This is a genomic window from Shewanella sp. H8 (assembly GCF_040285065.1).
Taxonomy (GTDB): domain Bacteria; phylum Pseudomonadota; class Gammaproteobacteria; order Enterobacterales; family Shewanellaceae; genus Shewanella; species Shewanella polaris.
The window spans coordinates 4,427,141-4,452,203 of the sequence record NZ_CP157213.1; the positions used below are offsets into that span (position 1 = coordinate 4,427,141).

A 25,063-nucleotide genomic window follows, 5' to 3' on the forward strand; every position below is an offset into this window, starting at 1 on the left:
GGAGATCCAAGAGGGGGAAGCAGTTTTTCCCTTCTTGGTCGGGTGTGGGCGAAGCGCCACGACCTTGATGTTATTTATTGACGTATGACTGAGCATTACTTAAAAAAACGCGCCTGCCGCACCAGGGAATACCACAGGGCTAACATTGCCATTGGCGGCGACACTCGCGACACCATACAAATAATTATCGATTACCATATTATCTAGCGTGAACTGATTAACCTTGCCGACATAACGACTATGAGTCCATTCCGGTACAGTAGTTAATCGCCAATATACGCGATAACCAACGACCGTTTTATCGTCACTATCAGCCCAACTTAACTTGGTACTTGGTGATACTTGCCCTGCAACAGTTACTTTAGTTGGTGGTGCTGGTGCCCATGCTTGTGACGCTAAACTAATCGCATTAAGCGAGGTCAATTTGGCAGTAAAATCAAAATCCACCCCTTCAATCACATCGCCATAAGCAATGCCGTTTTCGACACGAATATCTTGATGCTGACGATTATAGTTTTCGTTGGTTTCCATAATACGCACAGCAGGTAAACCAGCCTGATTAAACGGTAAATGATGTCCACCACGACCAAAACGATCGAGTCGATACACGAGCATCACCTCTAAATTAGTCATGTACTGGTCGGCTAGCGACTTAATTTTACGGGCTAAATTGCGCGAAGCTGAATCATTTTCGCCGCCACTAAAATACCTTTGTTTAGCTTCATCTGCCGTTTCGGTAAAACGTACACCTTCAGAAAACACCCGTACACTACTGTTATTCATCACGCCATTAATGCCAGATATATTGCCAATCATGTCATTATTTAATACTGCTTGAACCTGCCAATTTTGTGCTTTGGCATAGTCAGCTAAAATATTGCCGCCATACAAACCTTGTTCTTCACCCGACAATGCAGCATAAACAATAGTGCCGTTAAATTGGTATTTTGATAATATTCGTGCAGCTTCTAATGCCCCAGCTACACCCGATGCATTGTCGTTAGCACCAGGAGAAATTGAGGTGGCATCCAGCACATCACTAACACGCGAATCAATGTCGCCGCTCATCATCACTACACGGTTAGGATCCGTTTTACCGCGCTGAATAGCGATAACGTTAACCACTTCTGTTGGGTTCGCGATTCGCTTGCCTTGAACGGTGTCACCAACCGTCACCACTTCTAAACAACCACCACACTCTTTGGATATACGATTAAACTCAGCTTCAATCCAACGTCTAGCGGCGCCAATACCTTGGGTGTCAGATTTTGTATCAGACAAGGTATGCCGAGTACCAAAACCGACTAAAGTACGAATATCTTGTTCAATACGCTTAGCTTGTGGTGCGGTAGCAATGTCGTATAAACGCACATCTTCTTGTGATGGGGCAACAAACGATGATTTGTCTGCAGCAAATGCTGGCACGGTTACAGCGCCCAATATCAGCAACCCAGCCATACCAGCTAAACAATAACCGTTATTACGACTGAGTTTAACGCGTTTAGGTTGTACTTTATGAATTAAATGGTTCATTAATAAATACCTTAAATTAACTGGCTAATGCTTTTTGGTAGCGTTTTAATAATATTTTCACCCGCTTCACATAAGCTTGTGTTTCAGGATAGGGAGGTATACCGCGGTATTGCATAACCGTCGTTGGGCCGGCATTGTATGCCGCACAAGTAAGGTCAATGTCGCCGTTAAATTGGCTTAATAACTGCGCAAGATAACGACTGCCACCACGAATATTCTGTTGAGCATTAAAAGGATCATCGACGTCCATATCACTAGCAGTACCAGGCATTAATTGCATTAACCCTTGGGCACCAGCTTTGGATAAAGCGCCGATTTTAAATGCTGATTCTGCATGAATTACAGCTCGAATGAGCGCAGGGTCAAGCTGATACTGCCGCGCAGCTAAAGCCACGTCGGTAGCAAAATGTGAGGTAAATAGTGGGATCTTATACCAATCGATAACAGAATCGACTCGACAAGCAAAACATTCATACAATAACACTTGATAGTCTGCATCCAGCGGTTGCTGATCGCTAAACACCATCACCCCATTGGTTTGTTTGTATTGAAACACTTTACGCTTTTCAACGCCTAAATCACTGACAAGACCATTTTCAGAATAATTGGCCTTAACACGAGGCTTACTCGATACTGTGCCTGTTTTCATTAACGAATAATTGTTGGTTAAGGTACGCGGTTTCTGTTTATCGCCCACATAACCAGCATTCAACGACAGCTGATCATTAATTGATTGCTCATCGATTGGCTCAGTGTTGCGGCGACTCAACACGTTATATGTATCAATAGTTGGCTCGAGGCGATTTTCAGCGGTGGAAGTTTGAGATTGCTGTAACGACAACTGTTTCTTTACTGCAGCTTGCTCAGGAATATACTTAGCTTTGATTTGCGGCTTTTCAACGTCTTCCACGGCAGGGTAAATCACTTGCTTGGCTCGTACATGCATAGGTACAAAAACGCAAGCCAGCAACGTAGCGATACCCCATAGCGTCTGTCGATTACGCCATTTCATGAGGTTATTCCTTCACTTGATCAAATATCGGCATCGGCGCGATATGAGCAAATTTAGCAACTGCCGAACCAGGGAAAATTTTTACACCACTGTTTAGCTCCTCTACAGCTTTGCGATAAAAGTCTTCCGCATGCACAAAGTCGAGCTCTAACTGGATATACTCGGCAAGCTGGTCGGCACACAATTTGTCTTTGTTCACAGTGGTTAACAATGCCTCTAAACCTTGGTCAATTTGTTGCCAAGCTGCTATCGATACAGACAAGGAGCCACCAGCCACATTTGATTCTTCAATAGGCTGATCCCAATCATACTGAGGTTGTAGCTGTTTCAGGTGCTGTAATTGGGCTTGTTGGTCATCTGTCAAAGGACGTGGATAAGAAGGTTTTTCCTGACATAGCTCGGTAAACAATGTCAGTCTTTTATCAATTTTTGAGTCGATCACTTTTAGCGCTTCAATGGCTGAAGTGCGTTTTTTAAGTAAACTGGCATACCAAAGATAAGCCAGAATAGCGGCTAAAATAAGGCTAATAAACAGCGCCGGCATGGTGTCATCCTTTATTCTTGTTATTCACTATAATAATCATAATTTAATTAAAAGTTCATCTTTATCAGCGATATCTTCGCTAAAAAGTAACCACAAAAGTACTTACCATGTTCAAAAAGATGTTAAAAACCTGTTTTAATTAAGATTTTAAGCATAACATAAATAATAATGAGTATTAGGGTATTAAATACACAGTTAAAATTTTAATAGTCAATTTTTTCAAATGCCTAATGCTAATTTTTCATGAGTATTTTTTAAACACTATTTAAGTTTCGTTACTATAAATGAACAAAATACTCTTTTGAAATGATCACTTAATGCTTGTTAATAAGTTTATTAATGCTTAGGTTAATATTGTTATTATTGGCACAAAAAAGCCCAGCAAAACTGGGCTTTTTCTTAATCGAATTTACAAATTAAACCGACTTTCTATCGTTATCAACAATTTCCTCTTCTTCCTCGGTCGGTTTTTTACGCTTGCTGAAAATACTTTCAACGACCACAAAGAACACCGGAATAAAGAAAATACCTAAGAATGTCGACGATAGCATACCGCCCACTACAGCAGTACCAATGGCATTTTGGCTACCAGAACCGACGCCCGTACTAAGCGCTAACGGCAGAACTCCTAAACCAAATGCCAGTGAGGTCATTAAAATAGGACGTAAACGCACTCTAACTGCATGTAAGGTTGCCTCAAATAAGCCAGACCCTTTCTCGTAGTATTCCTTCGCAAACTCAACAATCAAGATAGCATTTTTAGTTGCCAGTCCCACTGTCGTTAACAAGCCCACTTGGAAAAATACATCGTTAGATAAGCCGCGACTACTCATGGCCACTAGCGCACCGATAACCCCAACAGGAACCACTAAAATAACGGATAATGGTATTGCCCAACTTTCATACAGTGCCGCTAACACCAAGAACACGATTAATACCGATAAAGCATATAAACTTGGCGCTTGGTTACCCGATAAACGTTCCTCATAGGATAAACCATTCCACTCTAAAGCATATCCAGGCGGAAGTTGTTTAGCCATTTCTTCAAGTGAATCCATAGCATCACCAGTACTGTAACCGGGTGCCGTTGCGCCTTGAATGTTAACCGCTGGAACACCGTTAAAACGTTGTAGCTGTGGTGAACCATACTCCCATGAACCAGTAGCAAAAGCCGAAAATGGTACCATTTCGCCATTACTATTGCGCACATACCAAGAGTCTAAGTCACTTGGCTGCATGCGGTATTTGGCTTCGCCTTGCACATAGACTTTTTTCACGCGGCCGCGATCAATAAAGTCATTGACGTAAGAGCCACCCCACGCAGTGGCCAACACTGTGTTTGCATTACTAATATCAATATCTAATGCACGTAATTTGGCATGATCTAAATGAATTTGATACATAGGCGCATCTTCTTGACCGTTAGGCCTTACCCCAACTAAGTTCGGGTTTTGCGCTGCTAAGCCAAACAGTTGATTACGAGCTTCAATTAACTTTTCATGACCTTGGCCACTCAAGTCTTTTAAATACAAGTCAAAACCATTTGCGGTACCCAGCTCAATAACTGATGGCGGTACAAAAGCAAATACTAGGGCTTCTTTAATTTGCATAAAGCGTCCCATTGCTCGACCTGCCAACGATTTCACATCTTCACCAGGCGCTTCACGGGTAGACCAATCTTTTAAGCCAACAAACGCGATACCCATGTTTTGACCTGAACCCGCAAAACTAAAGCCGGATACGGTAAACACGGATCTAACAATGTCTTTCTCGTCATTTAGGTAATAGTCAGACACCTTTCGCAACACTTTTTCAGTACTTTCTTGGGTCGAGTTAGTAGGTAGAATAGCTTGGGTAAACAAGATACCTTGGTCTTCATCGGGTAAGAAAGCGGTTGGCATACGCAAGAAAATCCAAGCCACTGCGATAACCAACACAACGTAAACCATCATGGCACGGAATGAACGCTTAATAATACCGCCTACAGTATTCCCATAACGTACAGTAAGAGCATCAAACTTACGGTTAAACCAGCCAAAAAAGCCTGTTTCAGCGTAGGTATGACCTTTTTTAACGGGTTTCAACATCGTGGCACATAATGCTGGTGTCAGTACAATTGCCACAAATACTGATAAAGCCATCGCGGCCACAATAGTAATGGAGAACTGACGATAAATTACCCCTGTGGACCCCGACATAAAGGCCATAGGAACAAATACCGCCGATAAGGTTAATCCGATACCAACCAAGGCACTGGTAATTTGATCCATTGATTTCCGAGTGGCCTCTACAGGACTTAAGCCCTCTTCAGACATGACTCGTTCAACGTTTTCTACGACAACAATGGCATCGTCCACCAGCAAGCCAATAGCTAATACCATCGCAAACATGGTGAGCGTGTTAATGGTAAAACCTGCTGCTGATAACACAGCAAACGTACCTAGCAATACCACAGGTACAGCAATAGTAGGAATAAGCGTTGCTCTAAAGTTTTGCAAGAACAGATACATAATCAAGAATACCAATATAACGGCTTCTATCAATGTATGCACAACACCTTCAATTGATTGCTCTACGAATGGGGTAGTATCATAGGGATAAACGACTTCTAGCCCTTGCGGGAAAAATGCTTTCATCTCATTAATTTTGGTTTTAACGCCTGTAGCTGTGTCCAGTGCATTGGCACCGGTAGCTAATTTAACAGCTAAACCTGACGCGGGTTTACCATTATAATAAGAAGTGACCGCGTAACTTTCTGCACCGAGTTCAACTTTAGCGACATCTTCAAGATAAACATTTGCCCCTGACGAATCAGATTTAAGAATAATACGTTTAAATTGCTCAGGTGTTTGTAAACGACTTTGAGCTGTCACTGTCGCGTTAAGTTCTTGACCAGCAAGCGATGGCGCACCACCTAACTGACCCGCTGAAATTTGCGCATTTTGCTCACCAATCGCCGTAGTAACATCAATACTGGTTAAGTTGTATTGGGTTAATTTCAGCGGGTCCAACCAAATTCGCATAGCATATTGCGCACCAAAAAGCGTGAGTTCACCCACTCCAGGTACGCGACTCATTGGGTCTTGAATGTTGGCAGCAACATAATCAGCAATGTCACTTTTTCCCATTGAACCATCTTGAGACACAAAACCTAATACCATTAAAAACCCAGAACTGGACTTGTTAACTTTTACGCCTTGTTGTTGAACTTCAGTCGGTAACAATGGTGTAGCAGCTTGTAGCTTGTTCTGAACTTGAACTTGGGCAATATCAGGATCGGCCTCTGCATTAAACGTTAAGGTAATCTTGGTATTACCAAAACTATCACTGGTGGAGGAGATATAACGTAAGTGATCCAAGCCAGTCATTTGCTGTTCAATCACCTGAGTGACCGTATCTTCCATGGTTTTAGCCGAAGCACCTGGATAGTAAGCACTGATCACCACGGTTGGCGGTGCAATACTCGGATACTGTGCAATGGGTAAGCCTTTAATGGCTAGTACACCTGCGAGCATAATTAATAATGCAATCACCCAAGCAAAGATAGGGCGATCAATAAAAAAGCGAGCCATAATTTATCCCTACTTTTGTGGTTGGTCAGCCGTTAATGTTTGTGGTGAAACGGGTGCGCCTGCGCGAATTTTTTGTAACCCTTCGACAATTAATTTATCTCCCGCAGCTAAGCCATCAACAATACGCCATTGATTGCCAATTACTTCGGCGGTTTTTACCACGCGCATTTCAACGTTATTGTCTTTATCAACGAGCATCGCGACGGCTTGACCTTTACTATTACGCGTAATAGCGCGCTGTGGTACTAAAATAGCTTGAGGGTCTTGGCCAGCATTTAATATCGCACGAACGTACATACCAGGTAACAATGTGCCATCAGGATTAGGGAACTCGGCACGTAATGTGACTGAACCAGTGGTTTCATCAACATTAACTTCGGCAAACTGCAATATACCTTCATGCTCATAAGTACTGCCATCTTCAAGCATTAAGGTCACTTTAGCATTGTCACTTTTCAATAACTGGCCTGAACGCAAATTGGCTTTTAAACGTAATAGTTGCGCACTTGACTGAACAATATCGATATTAATCGGATCAAGCTGTTGAATGGTCGCGAGTGTTGTACTTTGATTTGCGGTAACGAGCGCACCAGCAGTCACAGACGACTTACCAATATGACCAGAAATCGGTGCTTTTACCTCTGTATATTCAAGATTAATTTTTGCTGTATTAATGGCTGCTTTAGCCACAGTCACTGCTGCTTGTGCTTCTTTGTAAGCCGCTTCTGTTTCGTCAAAATCTTGCTTACTCACTGCATTAGTTTTAATCAATTGTGCATAACGAGCAGCTTTAGCTTTAGCTGATGCTAACGAAGCTTTGGCACTGGCTAAATCGGCTTCGGCACTGATTAATGCAGCTTTATAAGTGGCAGAATCAATTTGATAAAGTGACTGACCTTGTGTTACTTCGGTACCTTCAACAAAGGCACGTTTAGTAATAATTCCTGATACTTGTGGGCGCACCTCGGCTTCCAAAAAAGCGCGGCTACGGCCAGGTAATTCAACCTTAATAGCTTGTGAAACTGCTTCAACAGTCATCACACCAACTGGAGTAGGTGGACGTTGTTGTTGCGCCTGGGCATTTTCATCCCCTTGACCACAAGCGGTAATCCATAATGCTGCAGATATTACTGCAGCGACTTTCAATGCTTTATGCATGGTTGCTCCTACTCCGATTTATATCAATATGGCATGCTTAATTTTGAGCTGCTTATTTGATAATAGCTAATTATTAATCTATAAAAATTTCTGGGTTCTTTATCGCATAGGTATAAAATTCAAACAACTTAACAATAGATATTAAATTGTAAATAAATAATAAGTTTACGTTATCTATAGTTAATTTGTTAATTGATTGTGATATCTGAATAAATAATCAAACAAACCAGACCGAACACCTCATTAAATTCACTGTTTAATAACATGTTGGTAAAATCGTTTTTGACTCACACAACTTAATTGTATGCACTATGAATATAATAATTTAGTGGTTACTCGTGACAACCTCATTTAATTCATCCATCTTTTTAGGATCAACCATAATGGCATGCCACCACAGCTCATTAGCTTGTGGGTCGGCCAACATGACTGCTTGACCAAATTTTGGTGTTAGTAAGGTGACATTATACTGCTTGGCTAGCAGATTAATGCGCTCAAATGGTTCAAACCAATCATGTAATGCTAAATCGAACGTGCCATTGTGAACGGGCATCATTGCTTTGGCTTTAACATCAATATGCGCTTGTAAGCTCTGCTCTGGCAACATATGAATATCGCTCCATAATTCATTATAAGCCCCCGTTTCAATCATGCTCAGATCAAAGGGGCCAAAACGCTCACCTATTTGTTTAAAACCGTTAAAATAGCCACTGTCACCACTATAAAATACTTTGTGTTTTATCCCTTGGATCACCCAACTCGCCCATAACGTTTGGTTACGATCGAATAGGCCGCGGCCAGAAAAGTGTTGTGCCGGGGTTGCAGTAATACTTAGGCCATTTAATTCAACAGATTGCCACCATTCCAGTTCGGTCACTTGAATAGGGTCAACTCCCCAAGCGGTTAAGTATTCACCGACGTTAAGTGGCGTCACAAAATGCTGAACGTTAGCAGCCAATTGTTCAATTGCAGCTTTATCAAGATGGTCGTAATGGTCATGGCTGATAATAACGGTTTTTATCGCCGGTAAATCAGCAATGCTAATGGGTGATTGATGAAATCGTTTTGGACCAGCCCACTGTACGGGTGATGCTCGTTCGCTGAATACCGGATCAATTAATAAGTATTCGCCGTCTATACGCATCAATAATGTTGAATGGCCTAAGCGATATACTGCATCTTCTGTTGATTGTGCCAATATATCTGCTGTTAATGCTATCAAAGGAACGGCATCTTTAGGGGCTGGTGCCTGACGTTGCGTTTTCCAATAAGCTTTGGCAATCGGCCATATACTACTTAAACCAGCTTGGTATGCTTTTTCGCTATTGGTAAATGGTTTATTATTTTTGTTTGCCGTCCCAATTTTTGTTAACCAAATAATGGCTGCGAGCACCATAAAAACAATGATAACACCTGATAAAACCTTCATTTTGACACCAGCAAGTATACTACACGGTGTAGTTTAATAATCTCCCATTGAAAAGTAAACTGCTCAGTGTAAAATATATCAAATAAATCCTTTGTCGTGATTATCATGAATACAGAAAAACAAACTCGTAGCCAAATTAAACGTGCCGCGATTATTGAAGCAGCCAGAACAACCTTTAAAGAATTAGGGGTTACAGCTACTAGTATGGATAAATTAGCCGAAGTGGCTGAGGTATCTAAACGTACGGTATACAATCATTTTGCGACAAAAGAATCTTTGGTCATAAGCTTAATGACCGACCTATGGAAGCAAGCATTAGCTCAACCTTCTTTAGTATACAATTCACATCAATCTTTGGCGGATCAACTGCAACAGTTGGTGCGAATAGATATTGATTACATTCAATCAGAAGAACACATTGAAGTATCACGAATGGTGATTGGAAATTTATTTTATACGACTGAAATACAAGAAGAAATACAAAAAATAATCAAGGAAGAAACGGCCACTTTTCGTTGGATAAAAGCGGCAATTCAAGATGCTCGATTAAATGTAACTAATGTTGAACAAGCCCAAGCAGAATTACAAAGCTTGATTAAGGGTCAATGTTTTTGGCCTTTAATATTTCAAATAGAAAAACCATTAAATGACCAACAAAAAGATGAGGTAGCTTCGTCCATCGTTGTTATGTTCTTATCTCGATATCAAGCATAAGTACATTAAGCTATACCCGATTATCACCAACACCAAGCGAAATAACTCGGCTAATATGCGCCAAGCTCATGCCCGATTCTTGTTGCCATTGATTGAACGCCGCTTGGGACTGACGCAAAGCGGTTTGCGATGTAAAACCCGCGTCTACCACCTTATGCCCTGTTAAATATGCCTGTACATCTTGGGTAAGTAAAAAAGTATCTTTGCCTATAGTGCGTAAAAAATAAGGCCCGGTATTACCGCCTAGACGAGTGCCACGCTTTTTAAGTGATTGCCATAAACCGGTAATATTATCCGTTGGCCATTGAGCAATAAACTCCGCAAAACTACCATACTCTTCACTAATACGTTGGATCATGTAGGCATTATCAACAATGGCTTGGGTTTTCTTTTGATGTCTAATTAATCCAGGATCGCTAGCACGTTGTTGAATTTGATCAGGTGATAACATTAGAACCTTCATCGGCTCAAAGTCAAAAAAGGCTTTTTCATAAGCAGCCCATTTGTTGACAACAACCCGCCAAACAAAGCCACTTTGAAAGACTTGCTTACTGAGCGCTGACAATAAAATGGCATCTGAATATTCGCGAATATCATCAGCCATTAAGGTTTTTGGCAATAATGACGTTACCGCTTCTGGACCACCTTTACGTTCACAAGCGCGCGACCATATATCATTAAACTTTTCTAGCTTCGCCACACAATATCCTCACAATAAATCAACGACACGGCAAAATAATATATCAACATTGAGCCACAGATACGTTACAGCCAGCAATTCAGTTTACTTTGGAATATATTTCAACTTTCGGAGATTAAATATTACGCTCTTTTTTAAGTTGTAAAAACTGTTTCCACTTAACGACTTCTGGTGGCATTTCAGGCATGTCATCAGTGTATCCAGCTGCTGCAATTAAGGTTTCAACAGGAACTTGCTTGCCTCGACACATAAATACCCCGCGAACGTGGGCAATACAATGCAGACCACGCTTAGTAAGAATACGGTGTTCAATATAAAAGTACTTTTCATCCCACCCGACCATTTTAGTTTCGATGGTAAATTTTTCAAACGGTTTGATATCGCGGATATAAGTAAATTCTGCAGCATTGACTATGGGTAACCATTTATTTTTTAAAAACTGTTTCATCAAGCCTAATTCGGCAATCAAATAGGTTCGTGCTAAATCAAAAAAAGCAGGATAACGAGAGTTGGTTAAATGCAAATTGATATCACAATCTAACGGCAACACACGATAATTAATGCGGCTAGTACCTAAAAAACTTACTTTTTTTTTTGACAATGACCTATTCGCCATAAAAACAACCAAATAAAACGAAAATACAGGTTCATGAACAATTTACTCCTAATGTAAGCGCAACAGGCTAACAAAGGTCATACCAGCGAGCAAGCACGTTCACTTCATTCGACACATAATATGCCAAGGTCATACTTGAAGTGAGTGAGAAATAGTATTGTTCCTCTCATAAAACAGTCATTAGCAATGCTTTATTACATTAATGCGACCGATCCCCCTTTTCATCTTAATCTGAACTGATTACCATAGTTGCGTGTATTTTGGGGAGTCACACTTTAAGCTCCCATTATTTAACACAAACTTATTGTTTATAATTCTCAGGGCGGGGCGCAATTCCCCACCGGCGGTATACTTGAAAAAGTGAGCCCGCGAGCGCTCGATTCGTCGAGGTCAGCAGATCTGGTGACATAGGCTATAACTCTTAAACGGGTAAAGCCTAACAGTCCAGAGCCGACGGTTATAGTCCGGATGAGAGAGAATAGAGATACATCGATAAGCTTCGGCTTTTAGGTGCAATTTGTTTTGGATTTATATCCCTCTTTACTAAAGCCCTGATTCTGGTCATTTTAGGAGTACAACCATGAATCAGCTATCACTACTTGCCGTATTTGGCGAACCGATCACTCGTGTAGAAAACGCATTAGCCGCATTAAGAGAAGGTCGAGGCGTATTATTACTAGACGATGAAGACCGCGAAAATGAAGGCGACGTTATTTATTCAGTAGAGCATTTAACCAACGTCCAAATGGCATTAATGATCCGCGAATGCAGCGGCATTGTGTGTTTATGTTTAACCGACGAGCACGCGAATAAACTGCAATTACCACCGATGGTTGTTAATAATAACAGTGCCAATCAAACCGCCTTTACCATCTCTATAGAAGCAAAGCTTGGTGTAACAACAGGTGTTTCAGCTCAAGATCGTGTTACCACGATTAAAACAGCGGCAAACCGCGACGCTAAAGCTTCTGACTTAGCTCATCCAGGGCATGTATTCCCATTACGAGCTCGCGCTGGCGGCGTAATGACTCGCCGTGGACATACGGAAGGCACGGTTGATTTAATGCAAATGGCAGGATTAATGCCCGCTGGTGTTTTATGCGAATTAACCAACGAAGATGGCACTATGGCCAAAGCGCCAGAAATTGTCGCTTTTGGTCGCAAACATAATATGCCCGTATTGACCATAGAAGACATGGTGATGTACCGCAATCAGTACGATTTAAAATTGGCGTAATGTGTTACCAAGGCGTCATTCATCGCGAGATATTTATCGGCTGCGAATGAAAATGGAATGACACAAAAAAGAGGTGCAAAGCACCTCTTTTTTTATGTTTAAAATTGTTGCGGTTATAAAAAATAACGAAAGACTTGATTTGAAATTAACTAATCCAAATAAAAAAAACAACATCTTAATATAAGTAAATCAATTTTAAAAAGATAACATCGGAGGTTCACATGAAACGAGTCACTGGTATCGGCGGCATATTTTTTAAAGCAAAAGATGCTCCTGCATTGCAAGCCTGGTACAAGCGTCATCTCGGCATTGATGTTCAGGAATGGGGCGGCGCGGCTTTTTCTTGGAGCGACTCAAATGACAAGCCCACTGGTGGAACCACTATCTGGGCGGTAAGTTCAGATAAAAGCGACCAATTTTCCCCAAGCCAAGCCCCATTTATGATCAACTACCGCGTTGAAGACCTTCACGCTGTCGTCGTAGCCCTCAAAACAGAAGGCTGTAATGTCCTCGATAAAATAGACGAATCTGAATACGGCAAGTTTGCGTGGGTGATCGATCCTGAAGGTAATAAAGTGGAGTTATGGCAGCCACCTTTAGGTCAATAGCAACTATTGTGGCTTAATGAATCTGTTCACATCCATGTGAAATTAACTTGGAGACAAACTAAATCACAATGCAGTAATAAACGTTTGATACTGACTCATGGTATTGGCATCGTCTAACATGCCTTGATGGCCAACGTTGGGCACCATAATTAACTGCTTATTGGCTGACTGACTAGCTACAAACAGTTTTTCAGACAATTCAGGCGGGACTTCTTCATCATCTTCTGCCGCAATCACCAATAATGGCCCTTGATAATATTGCGCTACCACTTGCTTATTATCTGTTTTACGAAAATCTTCTGACATTTCCAAAGTCATAAACGGTGCCATATACCACGGTGTTTTTTCATCAACCCAGTCGTCGGCATTAGTTGCTGAACCGTGTAAAACCAGCGCATCTATTTTATTATTTTTTGCTAAATCAGCGGCAATAAAACTGCCTAATGAGTAACCGTGCAATATCACTTTTTCAGGCTGATATTGCTGATGTAAATAATCCAGTTGTTGCTGTGCATCTGCAATAATATTGTTAATGCTTGGTTGGCCTTCACTTGCCCCTAATCCACGACGATCCATTACTAAAATGTCGGTATTGAGCGTTGATAATGTGGTCAGTACCGACAGGCCATGTGGTTCGATTTTCATGCCGTTGCCTTGATAAAAAACCAAGGTTGTAAGGCTATTGGGGTTATCGATATAAAAACCATTTAACTTAACGTGATCAATTGACTCTAAGCTGACTGGGGTAATCAAATGATTAGGCATCGTCTGCTGTAATTGTTGAGTAAACTCAGCAGTAAAGGCTGTGGGGACTTCATCGCTGGCAATAAAGGTGCTTTCACTTAGGCGCATAGTACACCCTGAAGTAACCAGCATTGTGGTGCCTAACATTGCAACTGTGGTTATTTTTTTAAGCAAATTTTGCATATTATTGTCCTTAATTTATTCATCGTCCTTGTGGACTAAAATGTCACCTGGCGAGCATTGTAAATGCTCGCAAATAGCGTCTAGTGTCGAAAATCGAATCGCTTTTGCGCGGCCACTTCTAAGCACCGACAAATTTTGAGGGGTTATACCTATCAATTCAGCCAGTTCAGTGGACTTCATTTTTCGCCTTGCCAACATCACATCCAGCTCAATAATTATGGCCATTAAATTGTCAACTCCGCCTCTTCTTGAAGCTCAGTTGCATGCTTCATTACCCATGCCACACAGTAAAAAATCATTCCGAAAAGTGCATACTTTAATTCTTGACTGCCAAGGCTAAAATAAACAGGTACCGCACTAGATGTACCACTAAAGTGCAATGTAAATGCGATGATCATCGGGTAGAAAAGGCTGAGTAAAATCCAGACTAAAAATACTAAGGCAATACGGCTCAAGCAGCGGAAGTTACTTGGAGTAAACACATGACCTTGCTGATACAGACCAAAAAGTTGGTAGAGAAAATAGTAAATAAACAGGTAAGGTAGAATTTCAACACTGCCCAGAATGATCCCAGGATGAAATCCCGCATAATAAAGGCTTTGAGCGAGAGCTTGCCAAGGTGTACCAAAGTCGACAGCTAGATAACTACTAAACCAACCCCACCAATCAATGGTTAACACATATTCACCCGCTTGGAATTCTCCGAACACCATAGTGCCGCTATAACTAGTGACTTGTAATAAAGCTAAAAATACAATCAGCAATTTAATCCATTTACTTAACGAGACAATTCTATCCATGATCATTCTAAGCTGGTTAATGTTAAACTGAAGTTAACACACAAACCTTTTATCAGCAATAAATTATCGATAAACGATACTTTAAATGTATTAAAGCTAATGTACCTATTAGTCAGAATGCCAAATCACCCGTTTGAATCACAATAAATGACTATCGAAATAAATGATTAAAGTGCCTATGCTATTAACTCGAGATAGATGACATAATTTTGTTGATAATGCTCAACAACTTTTACTCGATAGCTTTGTTTCACATTTATAACACATGAGAGTATCGTTAATAACTGGTTGTATTATAGAGATTTTACAGAAAAAACCATTAACTCAGGAGTAACGCGATGAATATGAAAGCATTTTCGACGTTAGCCGGATTATCTTCATATACGCTGCGTTATTATGAAAAAGTCGGTTTACTCAGCAAGATTCAACGAAATAGTAGCGGCCATCGAGTCTATACAGCCAAAGATTTAGAATGGGTTAATTTTGTCAAACGCCTAAAAGACACGGGGATGCCTTTAGTCAAAATTCAGGAATACGCTAAATTGCGAGCATTAGGTGCAAGTACGGTATTGAATCGCCAGCAGTTACTCGAGTACCACAAAGAACAATTACAAGCTCACATTGAGCAACAGAAAAATCATTTATTGGCGCTTGAAAACAAAATTAATTTGTATAAAGCCAATAAAGTCCGTTGACTTAGAGTTAACTCTAACTTGTAAGGTTTGGCTTCTACTTATCGATAGGAGTACATCAATGCCAAACTCAAGATTCACTTTAGGTCTGGAACAGTTGTCAAAAATTGACGGCGAAGCAGGTCATAATGTTATCGAAAGCCTGCAAGATATCTGCCCTGACTTAGCCCGATTTACCATTGAATATCCGTTTGGCGATATCTATACCCGACCCGCCTTAGATGTAAAGTCGCGAGAAATAGCCACTGTTGCGGCACTAACCGCTTTGGGCAATTGTAGGCCTCAGCTCAAAGTTCATTTGAATGCAGCTTTGAATGTTGGTTGCAGCGAAGATGAAGTAAAAGAAATATTGTTACAAATGTCAATTTATGCCGGTTTTCCAGCAGCGTTAAATGGTATGTTCGCGTTTAAAGAAGTACTTCAAGAACGGAAGGAATAACAGAAAAATATGACTCGTTGCGAGAAATGGAATGATAGCAATAAGTCTATTTAAAATTTTTCATTTATGGTGTTCATAAGATGGATTGGCATAATAGCGTTTATCTATTGTAAGCCAATCCAAAACAACGCGACAATGGGGGTAAATAACAGTTTCAACATAGTTACAAATCAATAAACAGCTGATTCAATAAGGTTTTAACTTGTTCATCATCCTCTTCAAATTGAATACCAACATTGACTTTCCCATTCTCAAATCGGCTATTACATACCTTGGCAGGAATAAATATTTCTTTATCGTTAGGTGAACGCATAATAATGAAAATATCTTTCGGATTCACTTTAATTTGGGCATTATCAGTTTTAAATACAAAACCACATCCTTTGGCTGAAATATCCGAAATAATGCCTTTTAATTGGGCGACCTTTTTATCATTTTGATCTTCTCTTGTAACTATTGACGCTGGTAAATGAGTAATAAAACGTTGATGAGTTCGAAGTTGACGATTTTCAATTTTATCTGGATAGCGTAAAAATATAAATTTTTCAGGAATTTTAGTAATATTTTTAATTGTCGATCTAAAGGCATAGCATTCACCTTGCTGCCCTTCTAATAAGTAACGCACAACAACACCATTACCCTCGACAAGTACATCACTGTAATTACTCATCTTCTGAGGTGCGGGATGCTTTAAGATAATATATTGCCCTAATTCATATCCAACCAAAGCAGCTTTCATGCGTACTTTTACCGGATAGTCGATCTGTAAATCAACAATTTTACCTGGAGTAAGTTCGAAAAAAATAGGGTTAGGAGTAGGAATCGCGGTCAACATCTAGAATCCATTAGAGTGATATAAGTTTACAAGCATAAATGTATGGCGATAATTTAACTAAGGCAATAGTTATATCACTTTCAAATGTAAAAATGTGCAGTAAAATTAAATTAAATTAACGTATATTTATTAAACACTAGCGATTAAATAAACACTAAATATGCAGTTAATTTGAAAAAGAGGAGGCACTTATTTAGCGTCTCCTCTTTTTCAATAAATCCTATTTCACCGCAGCAATACCACTGTGACGTAATAAAGCATCAGTGTTTGGTTCACGTCCCATAAAGCGTTTAAATAATTCCATAGGCTCTTCACTACCGCCCATTTCGAGAATGTTGTTTAAGAAGCTTTTACCCGTTTCCGAGTTAAAGATGCCTTCAATTTCAAAACGTGAAAATGCATCTGCAGATAAAACCTCGGCCCACTTATAACTGTAATAACCTGCAGCATAACCACCCGCAAAAATATGGGCAAACCCGTGTTGAAAGCGATTAAAGCTTGGCGGTGTTAATACCGCTATTTGACTACGAACTTCATCTAAAATCCCCTGAATATCGACACCCTTTTTAGGGTCAAATTCATGGTGCATTCTAAAGTCAAATAATGAAAACTCAAGTTGGCGTAACATCATCATGCCCGACTGGAAATTTTTGGCTGCTAACATTTTATCAAGCAACTCTTTTGGTAATGGCTCACCCGTTTCATAGTGGCCAGATATTTCCGCTAGCGCTTCTTCTTGCCAGCACCAATTTTCCATAAACTGACTTGGTAGCTCTACCGCATCCCAAGGTACTCCATTAATACCCGATACACCGCCCACATCAACCTTGGTTAACATGTGGTGAATGCCGTGGCCAAATTCATGAAACAATGTAGTCACTTCATCATGGGTAAATAGCGCAGGTTTGCCATCCACCGGGCCATTAAAGTTACACGTTAAATATGCTACTGGTTTTTGCAGCCCGGTAGAGGTTACACGGCGACCGCGACAATCGTCCATCCACGCGCCACCACGCTTACCGCTACGAGCATATAAATCGAGATAAAAACTGCCACGATGCACTTTATCGGCATCATGAATATTGAAAAAACGAACATCTTTATGCCAAGTATCTACACCTTTTTGTTCACTAATGGTTAAGCCAAATAAACGATTTACGGTGTAAAATAAACCTGACAATACTTTGTTTTCAGGAAAATACGGACGCAATATTTCTTGCGATACTTCATACTTGTGTTGTTGTAGTTTTTCAGCATAAAAGCTTAAGTCCCACGACGCCATTTCAGTGACGTTATAGTGCTCTTTAGCAAATGTGCGTAGCTCGGCTAACTCAGTTGCTGCCTGTTCTTCAGAGCGTTCACCTAACTCATTTAAAAATCCCAATACTTGTGCTGGATTCTCGGCCATTTTGGTCGCTAACGATTTTTCAGCATAGTTGGCAAAACCGAGTAGATTTGCTAACTCATGACGCAGCGCAATAATTTCGTTCATATTGTCGGTGTTATCAAATTCACCGGCATTAGGGCCTTGATCAGACGCGCGGGTTACAAATGCACGGTAGCATTCTTCGCGTAGTTGACGGTTTTCACTATAAGTCATCACAGGTAAATAAGATGGAAAATCGAGGGTGAATAGCCAACCCTTTTGCTCTTTGGCGTCTGCCATGGCTTTTGCAGCTGCGATGGCTGACTCTGGTAAACCAGCTAAATCGGCTTCGTCAGTAATCAGTTTGGTCCATGCTTGAGTTGCATCTAATAATTGGTTAGAAAAGTTACTGGTTAGCTCAGATAAACGCTTAACCATTTCACCATAGCGTGCTTTCTGGCTGTCATCTAAACCAATACCCGACAATTCAAAGTCGCGTAAACTTTGTTCAACCACCATTTTTTGTGCTTGAGTTAGTTGTGCAAAGTCTGCCGATTCGTGGATCGATTTATACGCTTCGTACAAACCTTGATGCTGTCCAACATAAGTGCCGTAATCTGACAGTAGTGGTAAACAAGCATCATGGGCATCACGTAATTCATCGCTACTGATCACCGAATTCATGTGTGACACAGGCGACCAGATTTTACTTAATTCATCATCAACCTCTTCTAGAGGTGCAATCAAGTTATCCCAAGTGTATTGGCTATTTTTAGCTAACAGTGCATCAATGGTCTCACGACATTTAGCAATGCCTTGCTCAACCGCAGGCTGAATGTGTTCAGGTTTAATTTTTGAAAATTCTGGTAATTCTGCGCTACTTAGCAATGGATTGCTCATAAAGATTCCTCGAATTATGTCGCGTGAGTATTTAACCTCAACTTGGGTTAAAAGATGGGATTTTATTATTCAGATCCCGGGCCGAGAGTATCTACCTTATATTGGGTTACCTGATGTCATTTTCAAGCGTTGAAACAATTTACCCCTACAAACATAACGGGCCTTTCTAAATGATACATACGTCTTTTATCACCATTTTTGACTGTATCATTTTAACTAAATACAAAGCTAACTCTTCCTAGCTCAATTACTAGACAAATAAAGTGATCAACACCTCAAATTCAGTTTACATTTAATTTACAAAACTAATATTGACAGATAGATCCCAAATAAAATTGATTATCATTTAAATTTACTTTAAATAGACTACCATACGCTTTATTAAGACATATCTATTTACATTTTAACCGCGAGCAGAACAAATATGACCTTTTATACCTCAACCATTAACCGTAAAAATAGTGTTAACTCTTTTTTTCTCGTTGTAATGACTTGGGTAAGTTTAATGGTTTCAATTCCAGCACTCGCCACAACAGATAACCAACCAACAATTGGATTTAATATAGCTTGGGATAACCATTACATATCAGAAGGTCGCAATAATTTAGATAAAGGCGGTATTGTTTGGGGTGTTGCCAGTTTCGAACAAGAGGATCTAGCGGTTTATGCTGTAGTAGGCCGAGCAGACCAAGTGCACTATATTGAATGGAATGCAGGTTTAGAATATACCTTACATTTACATGATGACGTCGACGCCACTATTGGCTATCAACGTTTAGAGTTTTATGGTGATGAGCGCGCATCCGACAATGAGTTTTTCAGTTCATTAACTTATAACGGTTTTAGCTGGCTTATTCCTGCTATTAATTACACATTTGCTACCGAGGCTGGCGGTTATTTTGTTGAACTGAGTTTGCATAGCCCATGGGAAATTAATGAACAACTCACGTTAACACCCTATGTAGTACAAGGTGTTGACTTTCAATATAGCAGCGAACAACACGATGGTGCTAATCATTTTCAATTTGGGTTAGAAGCTGAACATCAAATTAGTGATTCAATGTCATTATCTGCACATATTAGCCACAGTATTGCTCAAGAAGACATTAAACAGCAAGCTAGTACTGATGGTATTCAGGGCAGCTTAGATCAAACTTATGCAGGAGTGTATTTAAACTTAACTTTTTAACATGGTTCACTGGTATTTGAGTGTTTGAAGGCTAAACTTAAGGGTATAAGAAAGCCCAATTTACTCAAGCAAGGAAGCTTATGTTAACGCCAATCACCCGTATTTCAACTAGCTTATTTATTGTGTTATTAACATTCCCAAGTAAGCTATTAATAGCTGGCGAGCTAACTGATCTCATTACAAAAGAGCCTAATCAACATACACAACTGACCAATGATAATGCTAGTTCACTACCTCCGCAACATGCTAGTGATCATCTGGGTAAGGTTATCATTGTCCCCGAAAAACCACGCTCTGGGTTAGAATATAAATCAGATGATATTTACCTTAAACCTAGTCTTAAAAGCCAAATAACAAAACAAACAAATAATCGCTCATCAAGGTCCACAATAGCCAATGACCCAAGTTGTCGCTGGCTCGATAATCGCCTTAAACACCTGCAAAAGAAACTACGCCATACAAAAAATAATCAATTTAGTCATTATCAAGATGAAATTGATATTAGAAAAAGAGAATTCACTTGCCTTAAGTGCGCCAACACTGGTCCCACGGATGTTGATCGCAACATTTGCCAGCCCAAACGCTAAGCTTTGCCATGTTTGCAATAACTTAACGACTAGATTGCAAACACAAACCCCCTTACAATGATGGCATTAACCGTAATGGAGATCATCATGGCTCAACATTTTGACTATATCGCACTTGGCGCAGGGAGTGGCGGCATAGCCTCAGCAAACCGTGCAGCAATGCGTGGCGCGAAAGTATTAATTATTGAAGCAAAACAAGTTGGCGGAACTTGCGTTAACGTTGGCTGTGTACCTAAAAAAGTCATGTGGTATGGTGCTCACGTCGCCGAAGCACTGAATTTGTACGCTAAAGACTATGGCTTTGATGTTACCGTCAATAAATTCAATTGGAATACTCTAGTCGACAATCGTGAAGCTTATATTAGCCGTATTCATGATGCTTACGGTCGTGGGTTTACAAGTAATAAAGTCACCTTATTAAATGGATATGGTTGCTTCATCAATAACAACACCATTGAAGTCGATGGCGAACATTACACAGCAGATCATATCGTTGTTGCAACAGGTGGAGCACCAAGCATTCCAAATATTCCTGGTGCTGAATATGGTATCGATTCTGACGGTTTTTTCGCCTTACGCGAACAACCTAAACGTGTTGCCGTTATAGGTGCTGGGTATATTGCAGTAGAAGTTGCTGGCGTATTACATGCGCTAGGTAGCGAAACTCATCTATTAGTACGTAAGCACGCTCCATTACGTAACTTTGACCCTATTTTAACTGACGCTTTAGTTGAAGCAATGGCAACTGACGGCCCAACACTGCACACTAATAGTGTGCCCAAATCGGTCAGTAAAAATAACGATGGCAGCCTAACTTTAGCTCTTGAAAATGGAGAAACATTAACTGTTGATTGTCTAATTTGGGCCATTGGCCGTTCACCATCAACTGGCAACATCGGCTTAGAACATACTGATGTGAAGCTAGATGCAAAAGGCTACGTCATTACAGACGAACAGCAAAATACTACGGCTAAAGGTATTTACTGTGTTGGTGACATTATGGCTGGAGGAGTTGAATTAACCCCTGTAGCAGTTAAAGCTGGTCGGTTATTGTCTGAGCGGTTATTTGGTAACATGCCAGATGCCAAAATGGATTACAGCTTAATTCCAACCGTAGTATTTAGCCATCCTCCTATCGGCACTATGGGTTTAACAGAGCCAGAAGCTACTGAAAAACACGGTAAAGAAAACATTAAAGTGTATACCTCAACATTCACCTCTATGTACTCTGCGATAACCTCGCATCGTCAAGCCTGTAAAATGAAACTAGTTTGTGCAGGTGACAATGAGGTTGTAGTCGGCATACACGGTATAGGCTTTGGAATGGATGAAATACTCCAAGGTTTTGGCGTAGCGATGAAAATGGGCGCAACCAAAGCTGACTTTGACTCAGTTGTTGCGATACATCCAACTGGCGCGGAAGAGTTTGTTACCATGAGGTAAAGTGAATATTTAAAATTATTAACTCTCATATTACTAACCGAGAATGACGATAACTGTTGTTCTCGGTTTTTTATTACTGTTTATCGTATGCGTCCGGGCAAGTACGTCTTCAACTGCGCTCATCGAGCCTTTATCTTAACGACTGATAATGACATCAGGAGTTAACATGGCTAAACGTTCACATCAAGATTGGGCTGCTTTGATACAACAGCAATCCGCTAGCGGCTTAACGATTTCAAATTTTTGTCGTGTGCACAAGCTTAGTCTTAGTGGGTTTTACGCCCGCAAAGCGGACATGGCTAAAACGGGCACCCAACAGATAGCGCCGTTTGTTAAGGCTACCGTGACATCGCCGACAGCGATGACAACCCAAGCTCAACCTTCCGCTTCAGCCCAGGCTATCCATTTTCAGCATCATACAGGGCTATGGACTTTCCCCAGCACCTTGCCCCCACGCTACCTGCTTGAGATTATTAAAGGCCTACAAGCATGTTGATGTTTCGTGAGCTTCCGTGTGTTTATCTGCACCGTGCACCGGTGGATTTTCGTAAATCTATAAATGGCTTAGCTGTTATCGTTGAGCAGCAATTATCCATACAGGCCAGCGACGGCAGTGTGTTTGTCTTTTGTAATAAAAGCCGTGATAAATTAAAAATCCTCTATTGGGATAGCACCGGCTTTGCGCTTTGGTACAAACGCCTCGAGCAGGATAAATTTAAGTGGCCGACGAAAAGTATTGATGAGTGCATGAGTTTATCTGAGCAACAGTTTCATTGGCTGTTATCTGGCTTTGATGTGTTGGGTCATCAGCATGTGAACGGCTTGAATTACAGTTAATTGATCGCCATTGCGAAGGCTGTTTTCGATAATTAGATCACTGCTTTAGCCTTATTTAATGGGATATTTGATATAATAACACCATGAAATTAAGCCCTGATAACTTACCCAATGACGTTGATTTACTTAAGCAATTATTGCTTGAGACGCTGGCGGCTAAAGATAATGTTATCGAGTTGAAAGACGCTGAAATCGCCGAACTTAAACACTCTGAGCAGCGTTTGCTTGAACAATTTCGCTTAGCCCAGCAACAACGTTTCGGCGCCAGCAGTGAAAGCCATGACTATCAAGGTGAGTTGTTTAACGAAGCAGAAGTGACGGTTGATGAGCCTGTTGAATTAACAGCAGATGCTGACGCGCCTGTGTCACCTAAACAGCGCGCCAAGCGTAAATTACTGCCTAAAGACCTGCCACGTGAAGTGATTATCCATGACATCAGTGATGAAGATAAGCAGTGTGAGTGCTGTGGTCATGAGCTGGCGTTAATGGGCCAAGACAGCAGTGAGAAGCTGAAGTTTATTCCGGCGCAAATCAGTGTGATTGAGCACGTTAGATTAAAATACAGCTGCAAGCATTGTGAAACAAAAGGAACCCAGGCCAATATCAAACAAGCGCCCGTGCCAGTCAGTCCTATCCCTAAAAGCGTGGCGACGTCAAGCTTACTAAGCCAACTCATTACCAGTAAATATCAGTACGCATTACCCCTTTACCGGCAAGAAACACTGTTCAAGCAACATGGTATCGCCTTAAGCAGGCAAACCATGGCAGATTGGATGATGAAATCTGCAGCGCTGTTCAAGCCCTTATATGATTTACTGCACCACCATTTATTAACACAAGATGTCATCCACGCCGATGAGACCACGCTCAAAGTGATTAACGATGAGCGAGTAAAATCCTATATGTGGGTGTATTGCGCTGGCGCGGATAAACCAAGCACTGAGCCTCGATATCAAGGTTTGTGCAATATAGTACTGTACGACTATCAAGACGGTAGCCGCGCGGGCACCTGCGTGAGCCGTTTTCTGGCCACCGAGCAAACGGTATTTAATGGTTATTTACAAGTCGATGGTTACGCGGCTTATCAGCAGGCAAACAATAAACTGGTCGGTTGTTGGGCTCATGCACGGCGTAAATTCAAAGAAGCGCTAATAGCACAAGGCAAGCCCAAAGTAGGCAAAATCAGTAAAGCGGATATGGCGCTGAGCATGATAGCCAAGCTGTACCGTATTGAAACCCAAATACAAGCACTGAGCCTGGAAGAACGATTGTATTTTAGGCGCACCCATTCATGTGCCCAATTGGCGTTATTTAAGCAATGGTTGGATAAATCAGTGCAGCAAGTATCAAAGGAAAGTCCGCTAGGCAAAGCCATCCATTACAGCCTCAATCAATGGTCAAAGCTGAGTTGTTACACGCAAGACAGTCGCCTCAATATCGACAACAACCGTGCAGAGCGGGCAGTAAAACCGTTTGTGATAGGGCGTAAAAACTGGCTATTCAATCACAACCATCGCGGCGCTGAGGCGAGTGCAATTTTGTACAGCATCATAGAAACGGCTAAAGCGAATGGACTTACTCCGTTCGATTACATCGAACACTGCTTAGAACAATTATCCTACCCTGATTGTGACCTCAACAGTCTCTTACCCTGGCAGGTTAGGCTAGACAAGACGTAGTTCGCCGGACGCATACTGTTTATCCGCTAACCATTTCACAACAAATTACAGATGTAAAAAAGCCCGCTATATAATAGCGGGCTGTTTCACGACTCTTTCAAGTCAATTAGGCGCCTGGAAATGACCTACTCTCACATGGGGAGACCCCACACTACCATCGGCGATACTGTGTTTCACTTCTGAGTTCGGAATGGGATCAGGTGGTGCCACAGCTCTATGGTTTCCAGACAAATTTTGCTTATCTAA

General features: G+C 41.0%; 22 protein-coding genes, 1 rRNA gene, 2 pseudogenes and 1 riboswitch. Of the genes and pseudogenes, 11 read left to right on the top strand and 14 right to left on the bottom strand.

The window, feature by feature from the left end; translation table 11 throughout:
* Positions 1-99: 99 nt before the first annotated feature.
* From ABIS04_RS19345 to ABIS04_RS19370, 6 genes and pseudogenes are all read right to left on the bottom strand, one after another.
* Positions 100-1,458, bottom strand: coding sequence for a M28 family peptidase (locus ABIS04_RS19345; protein ID WP_371833655.1), 1,359 nt, complete (start codon positions 1,456-1,458; stop codon positions 100-102).
* Positions 1,459-1,549: 91 nt separating this feature from the next.
* A pseudogene (locus ABIS04_RS19350) lies at positions 1,550-2,170 on the bottom strand (lytic transglycosylase domain-containing protein); the annotation flags it as partial.
* Between the two features lie 379 nt (positions 2,171-2,549).
* Positions 2,550-3,089 carry a hypothetical protein gene (locus ABIS04_RS19355; RefSeq protein ID WP_140235452.1) on the bottom strand — a complete coding sequence of 180 codons (540 nt, stop codon included), beginning with the start codon at positions 3,087-3,089 and terminating at the stop codon, positions 2,550-2,552.
* A 416-nt stretch (positions 3,090-3,505) separates the two neighbouring features.
* Positions 3,506-6,661 carry an efflux RND transporter permease subunit gene (locus ABIS04_RS19360; RefSeq protein WP_350432138.1) on the bottom strand — a complete coding sequence of 1,052 codons (3,156 nt, stop codon included), beginning with the start codon at positions 6,659-6,661 and terminating at the stop codon, positions 3,506-3,508.
* Positions 6,662-6,670: 9 nt separating this feature from the next.
* Positions 6,671-7,819: an efflux RND transporter periplasmic adaptor subunit gene (locus tag ABIS04_RS19365; RefSeq protein WP_137224207.1), complete on the bottom strand. Its 1,149-nt coding sequence runs from the start codon at positions 7,817-7,819 to the stop codon at positions 6,671-6,673.
* A gap of 325 nt (positions 7,820-8,144) precedes the next feature.
* Positions 8,145-9,248 carry an MBL fold metallo-hydrolase gene (locus tag ABIS04_RS19370; RefSeq protein ID WP_350432139.1) on the bottom strand — a complete coding sequence of 368 codons (1,104 nt, stop codon included), beginning with the start codon at positions 9,246-9,248 and terminating at the stop codon, positions 8,145-8,147.
* 105 nt (positions 9,249-9,353) lie between these two features.
* On the opposite strand from ABIS04_RS19370, the gene ABIS04_RS19375 reads away from it, so the two are divergent.
* On the top strand, positions 9,354-9,962 hold the full coding sequence (locus tag ABIS04_RS19375) for a TetR/AcrR family transcriptional regulator (RefSeq protein WP_350432140.1): 609 nt from the start codon (positions 9,354-9,356) through the stop codon (positions 9,960-9,962).
* 10 nt (positions 9,963-9,972) lie between these two features.
* Here ABIS04_RS19375 and ABIS04_RS19380 read toward each other — a convergent pair whose 3' ends face one another.
* A complete protein-coding gene (locus ABIS04_RS19380) occupies positions 9,973-10,662 on the bottom strand; it encodes a DNA-3-methyladenine glycosylase I (RefSeq protein WP_350432142.1) in 690 nt (229 codons plus the stop codon).
* Between the two features lie 115 nt (positions 10,663-10,777).
* Positions 10,778-11,313 (bottom strand): annotated as a pseudogene (locus tag ABIS04_RS19385) (thioesterase family protein).
* A gap of 274 nt (positions 11,314-11,587) precedes the next feature.
* A riboswitch (FMN riboswitch) is annotated at positions 11,588-11,762 on the top strand.
* Positions 11,763-11,858: 96 nt separating this feature from the next.
* Here ABIS04_RS19385 and ribB point away from each other — a divergent pair.
* Both ribB and ABIS04_RS19395 read left to right on the top strand, forming a co-directional pair.
* On the top strand, positions 11,859-12,515 hold the full coding sequence (gene ribB, locus ABIS04_RS19390) for a 3,4-dihydroxy-2-butanone-4-phosphate synthase (protein WP_137224197.1): 657 nt from the start codon (positions 11,859-11,861) through the stop codon (positions 12,513-12,515).
* A gap of 221 nt (positions 12,516-12,736) precedes the next feature.
* Entirely contained in the window at positions 12,737-13,123 is a 387-nt protein-coding gene (locus ABIS04_RS19395) for a VOC family protein (RefSeq protein ID WP_350432143.1), read from the top strand.
* Positions 13,124-13,186: 63 nt separating this feature from the next.
* Here the strand turns inward: ABIS04_RS19395 and ABIS04_RS19400 are convergent, their stop codons facing one another.
* The 3 genes from ABIS04_RS19400 to ABIS04_RS19410 are packed head-to-tail and all read right to left on the bottom strand — an operon-like array spanning position 13,187 to position 14,850.
* Entirely contained in the window at positions 13,187-14,050 is an 864-nt protein-coding gene (locus ABIS04_RS19400; protein WP_350432144.1) for an alpha/beta fold hydrolase, read from the bottom strand.
* A 15-nt stretch (positions 14,051-14,065) separates the two neighbouring features.
* Positions 14,066-14,275, bottom strand: a complete 210-nt coding sequence (locus ABIS04_RS19405; RefSeq protein ID WP_137224187.1) for a helix-turn-helix transcriptional regulator — start codon at positions 14,273-14,275, stop codon at positions 14,066-14,068.
* Positions 14,275-14,850 (bottom strand): DUF2975 domain-containing protein, encoded by a 576-nt coding sequence (locus ABIS04_RS19410; protein ID WP_240778415.1) that lies wholly within the window; start codon positions 14,848-14,850, stop codon positions 14,275-14,277. Before ABIS04_RS19410 ends, ABIS04_RS19405 begins: the two co-directional genes overlap by 1 nt.
* Before the next feature lie 338 nt (positions 14,851-15,188).
* Between ABIS04_RS19410 and ABIS04_RS19415 the strand changes: the two genes are divergently transcribed.
* Together ABIS04_RS19415 and ABIS04_RS19420 are read left to right on the top strand one after the other, a co-directional pair.
* Positions 15,189-15,545 carry a MerR family transcriptional regulator gene (locus tag ABIS04_RS19415; protein WP_140235459.1) on the top strand — a complete coding sequence of 119 codons (357 nt, stop codon included), beginning with the start codon at positions 15,189-15,191 and terminating at the stop codon, positions 15,543-15,545.
* A gap of 58 nt (positions 15,546-15,603) precedes the next feature.
* Positions 15,604-15,981, top strand: a complete 378-nt coding sequence (locus tag ABIS04_RS19420) for a carboxymuconolactone decarboxylase family protein (protein ID WP_140235460.1) — start codon at positions 15,604-15,606, stop codon at positions 15,979-15,981.
* A 163-nt stretch (positions 15,982-16,144) separates the two neighbouring features.
* Here ABIS04_RS19420 and ABIS04_RS19425 read toward each other — a convergent pair whose 3' ends face one another.
* Positions 16,145-16,816, bottom strand: a complete 672-nt coding sequence (locus ABIS04_RS19425) for a flagellar brake protein (protein ID WP_350432145.1) — start codon at positions 16,814-16,816, stop codon at positions 16,145-16,147.
* A 220-nt stretch (positions 16,817-17,036) separates the two neighbouring features.
* A complete protein-coding gene (gene prlC, locus ABIS04_RS19430) occupies positions 17,037-19,082 on the bottom strand; it encodes an oligopeptidase A (protein ID WP_350432146.1) in 2,046 nt (681 codons plus the stop codon).
* Positions 19,083-19,506: 424 nt separating this feature from the next.
* On the opposite strand from prlC, the gene ABIS04_RS19435 reads away from it, so the two are divergent.
* The 6 genes from ABIS04_RS19435 to ABIS04_RS19460 all read left to right on the top strand — a co-directional run bounded on the left by ABIS04_RS19435 (position 19,507) and on the right by ABIS04_RS19460 (position 24,817).
* Positions 19,507-20,271 (top strand): hypothetical protein, encoded by a 765-nt coding sequence (locus ABIS04_RS19435; protein ID WP_206194437.1) that lies wholly within the window; start codon positions 19,507-19,509, stop codon positions 20,269-20,271.
* An 80-nt stretch (positions 20,272-20,351) separates the two neighbouring features.
* Complete coding sequence (locus ABIS04_RS19440) at positions 20,352-20,858, top strand: hypothetical protein (RefSeq protein WP_350432147.1); 507 nt, start codon at positions 20,352-20,354, stop codon at positions 20,856-20,858.
* An 87-nt stretch (positions 20,859-20,945) separates the two neighbouring features.
* Positions 20,946-22,301, top strand: coding sequence for a glutathione-disulfide reductase (gene gorA, locus ABIS04_RS19445; RefSeq protein WP_350432148.1), 1,356 nt, complete (start codon positions 20,946-20,948; stop codon positions 22,299-22,301).
* 166 nt (positions 22,302-22,467) lie between these two features.
* Positions 22,468-22,797: an IS66 family insertion sequence element accessory protein TnpB gene (locus ABIS04_RS19450; RefSeq protein ID WP_350432149.1), complete on the top strand. Its 330-nt coding sequence runs from the start codon at positions 22,468-22,470 to the stop codon at positions 22,795-22,797.
* Entirely contained in the window at positions 22,791-23,138 is a 348-nt protein-coding gene (gene tnpB / locus ABIS04_RS19455; protein ID WP_350432150.1) for an IS66 family insertion sequence element accessory protein TnpB, read from the top strand. Before ABIS04_RS19450 ends, tnpB begins: the two co-directional genes overlap by 7 nt.
* A gap of 83 nt (positions 23,139-23,221) precedes the next feature.
* A complete protein-coding gene (locus ABIS04_RS19460) occupies positions 23,222-24,817 on the top strand; it encodes an IS66 family transposase (RefSeq protein WP_350432151.1) in 1,596 nt (531 codons plus the stop codon).
* 112 nt (positions 24,818-24,929) lie between these two features.
* Here ABIS04_RS19460 and rrf read toward each other — a convergent pair.
* Positions 24,930-25,045 (bottom strand): 5S ribosomal RNA (gene rrf / locus ABIS04_RS19465).
* Positions 25,046-25,063 lie beyond the last annotated feature (18 nt).

What these genes read in the sequence shown, in the direction of transcription:
- ABIS04_RS19420 (WP_140235460.1), top strand. Translation starts at nt 15,604, where the DNA reads ATGCCAAACTCAAGATTCACTTTAGGTCTGGAACAGTTGTCAAAAATT.
- ABIS04_RS19415 (WP_140235459.1), top strand. Translation starts at nt 15,189, where the DNA reads ATGAATATGAAAGCATTTTCGACGTTAGCCGGATTATCTTCATATACG.
- prlC (WP_350432146.1), bottom strand. Translation starts at nt 19,082, where the DNA reads ATGAGCAATCCATTGCTAAGTAGCGCAGAATTACCAGAATTTTCAAAA.
- ABIS04_RS19440 (WP_350432147.1), top strand. Translation starts at nt 20,352, where the DNA reads ATGTTAACGCCAATCACCCGTATTTCAACTAGCTTATTTATTGTGTTA.
- ABIS04_RS19410 (WP_240778415.1), bottom strand. Translation starts at nt 14,850, where the DNA reads ATGGATAGAATTGTCTCGTTAAGTAAATGGATTAAATTGCTGATTGTA.
- ABIS04_RS19425 (WP_350432145.1), bottom strand. Translation starts at nt 16,816, where the DNA reads ATGTTGACCGCGATTCCTACTCCTAACCCTATTTTTTTCGAACTTACT.
- ABIS04_RS19450 (WP_350432149.1), top strand. Translation starts at nt 22,468, where the DNA reads ATGGCTAAACGTTCACATCAAGATTGGGCTGCTTTGATACAACAGCAA.
- ABIS04_RS19405 (WP_137224187.1), bottom strand. Translation starts at nt 14,275, where the DNA reads ATGGCCATAATTATTGAGCTGGATGTGATGTTGGCAAGGCGAAAAATG.
- ABIS04_RS19395 (WP_350432143.1), top strand. Translation starts at nt 12,737, where the DNA reads ATGAAACGAGTCACTGGTATCGGCGGCATATTTTTTAAAGCAAAAGAT.
- gorA (WP_350432148.1), top strand. Translation starts at nt 20,946, where the DNA reads ATGGCTCAACATTTTGACTATATCGCACTTGGCGCAGGGAGTGGCGGC.
- ABIS04_RS19435 (WP_206194437.1), top strand. Translation starts at nt 19,507, where the DNA reads ATGACCTTTTATACCTCAACCATTAACCGTAAAAATAGTGTTAACTCT.
- ABIS04_RS19400 (WP_350432144.1), bottom strand. Translation starts at nt 14,050, where the DNA reads ATGCAAAATTTGCTTAAAAAAATAACCACAGTTGCAATGTTAGGCACC.
- ABIS04_RS19460 (WP_350432151.1), top strand. Translation starts at nt 23,222, where the DNA reads ATGAAATTAAGCCCTGATAACTTACCCAATGACGTTGATTTACTTAAG.
- ABIS04_RS19370 (WP_350432139.1), bottom strand. Translation starts at nt 9,248, where the DNA reads ATGAAGGTTTTATCAGGTGTTATCATTGTTTTTATGGTGCTCGCAGCC.
- tnpB (WP_350432150.1), top strand. Translation starts at nt 22,791, where the DNA reads ATGTTGATGTTTCGTGAGCTTCCGTGTGTTTATCTGCACCGTGCACCG.
- ABIS04_RS19355 (WP_140235452.1), bottom strand. Translation starts at nt 3,089, where the DNA reads ATGCCGGCGCTGTTTATTAGCCTTATTTTAGCCGCTATTCTGGCTTAT.
- ribB (WP_137224197.1), top strand. Translation starts at nt 11,859, where the DNA reads ATGAATCAGCTATCACTACTTGCCGTATTTGGCGAACCGATCACTCGT.
- ABIS04_RS19375 (WP_350432140.1), top strand. Translation starts at nt 9,354, where the DNA reads ATGAATACAGAAAAACAAACTCGTAGCCAAATTAAACGTGCCGCGATT.
- ABIS04_RS19365 (WP_137224207.1), bottom strand. Translation starts at nt 7,819, where the DNA reads ATGCATAAAGCATTGAAAGTCGCTGCAGTAATATCTGCAGCATTATGG.
- ABIS04_RS19360 (WP_350432138.1), bottom strand. Translation starts at nt 6,661, where the DNA reads ATGGCTCGCTTTTTTATTGATCGCCCTATCTTTGCTTGGGTGATTGCA.
- ABIS04_RS19345 (WP_371833655.1), bottom strand. Translation starts at nt 1,458, where the DNA reads ATGGCTGGGTTGCTGATATTGGGCGCTGTAACCGTGCCAGCATTTGCT.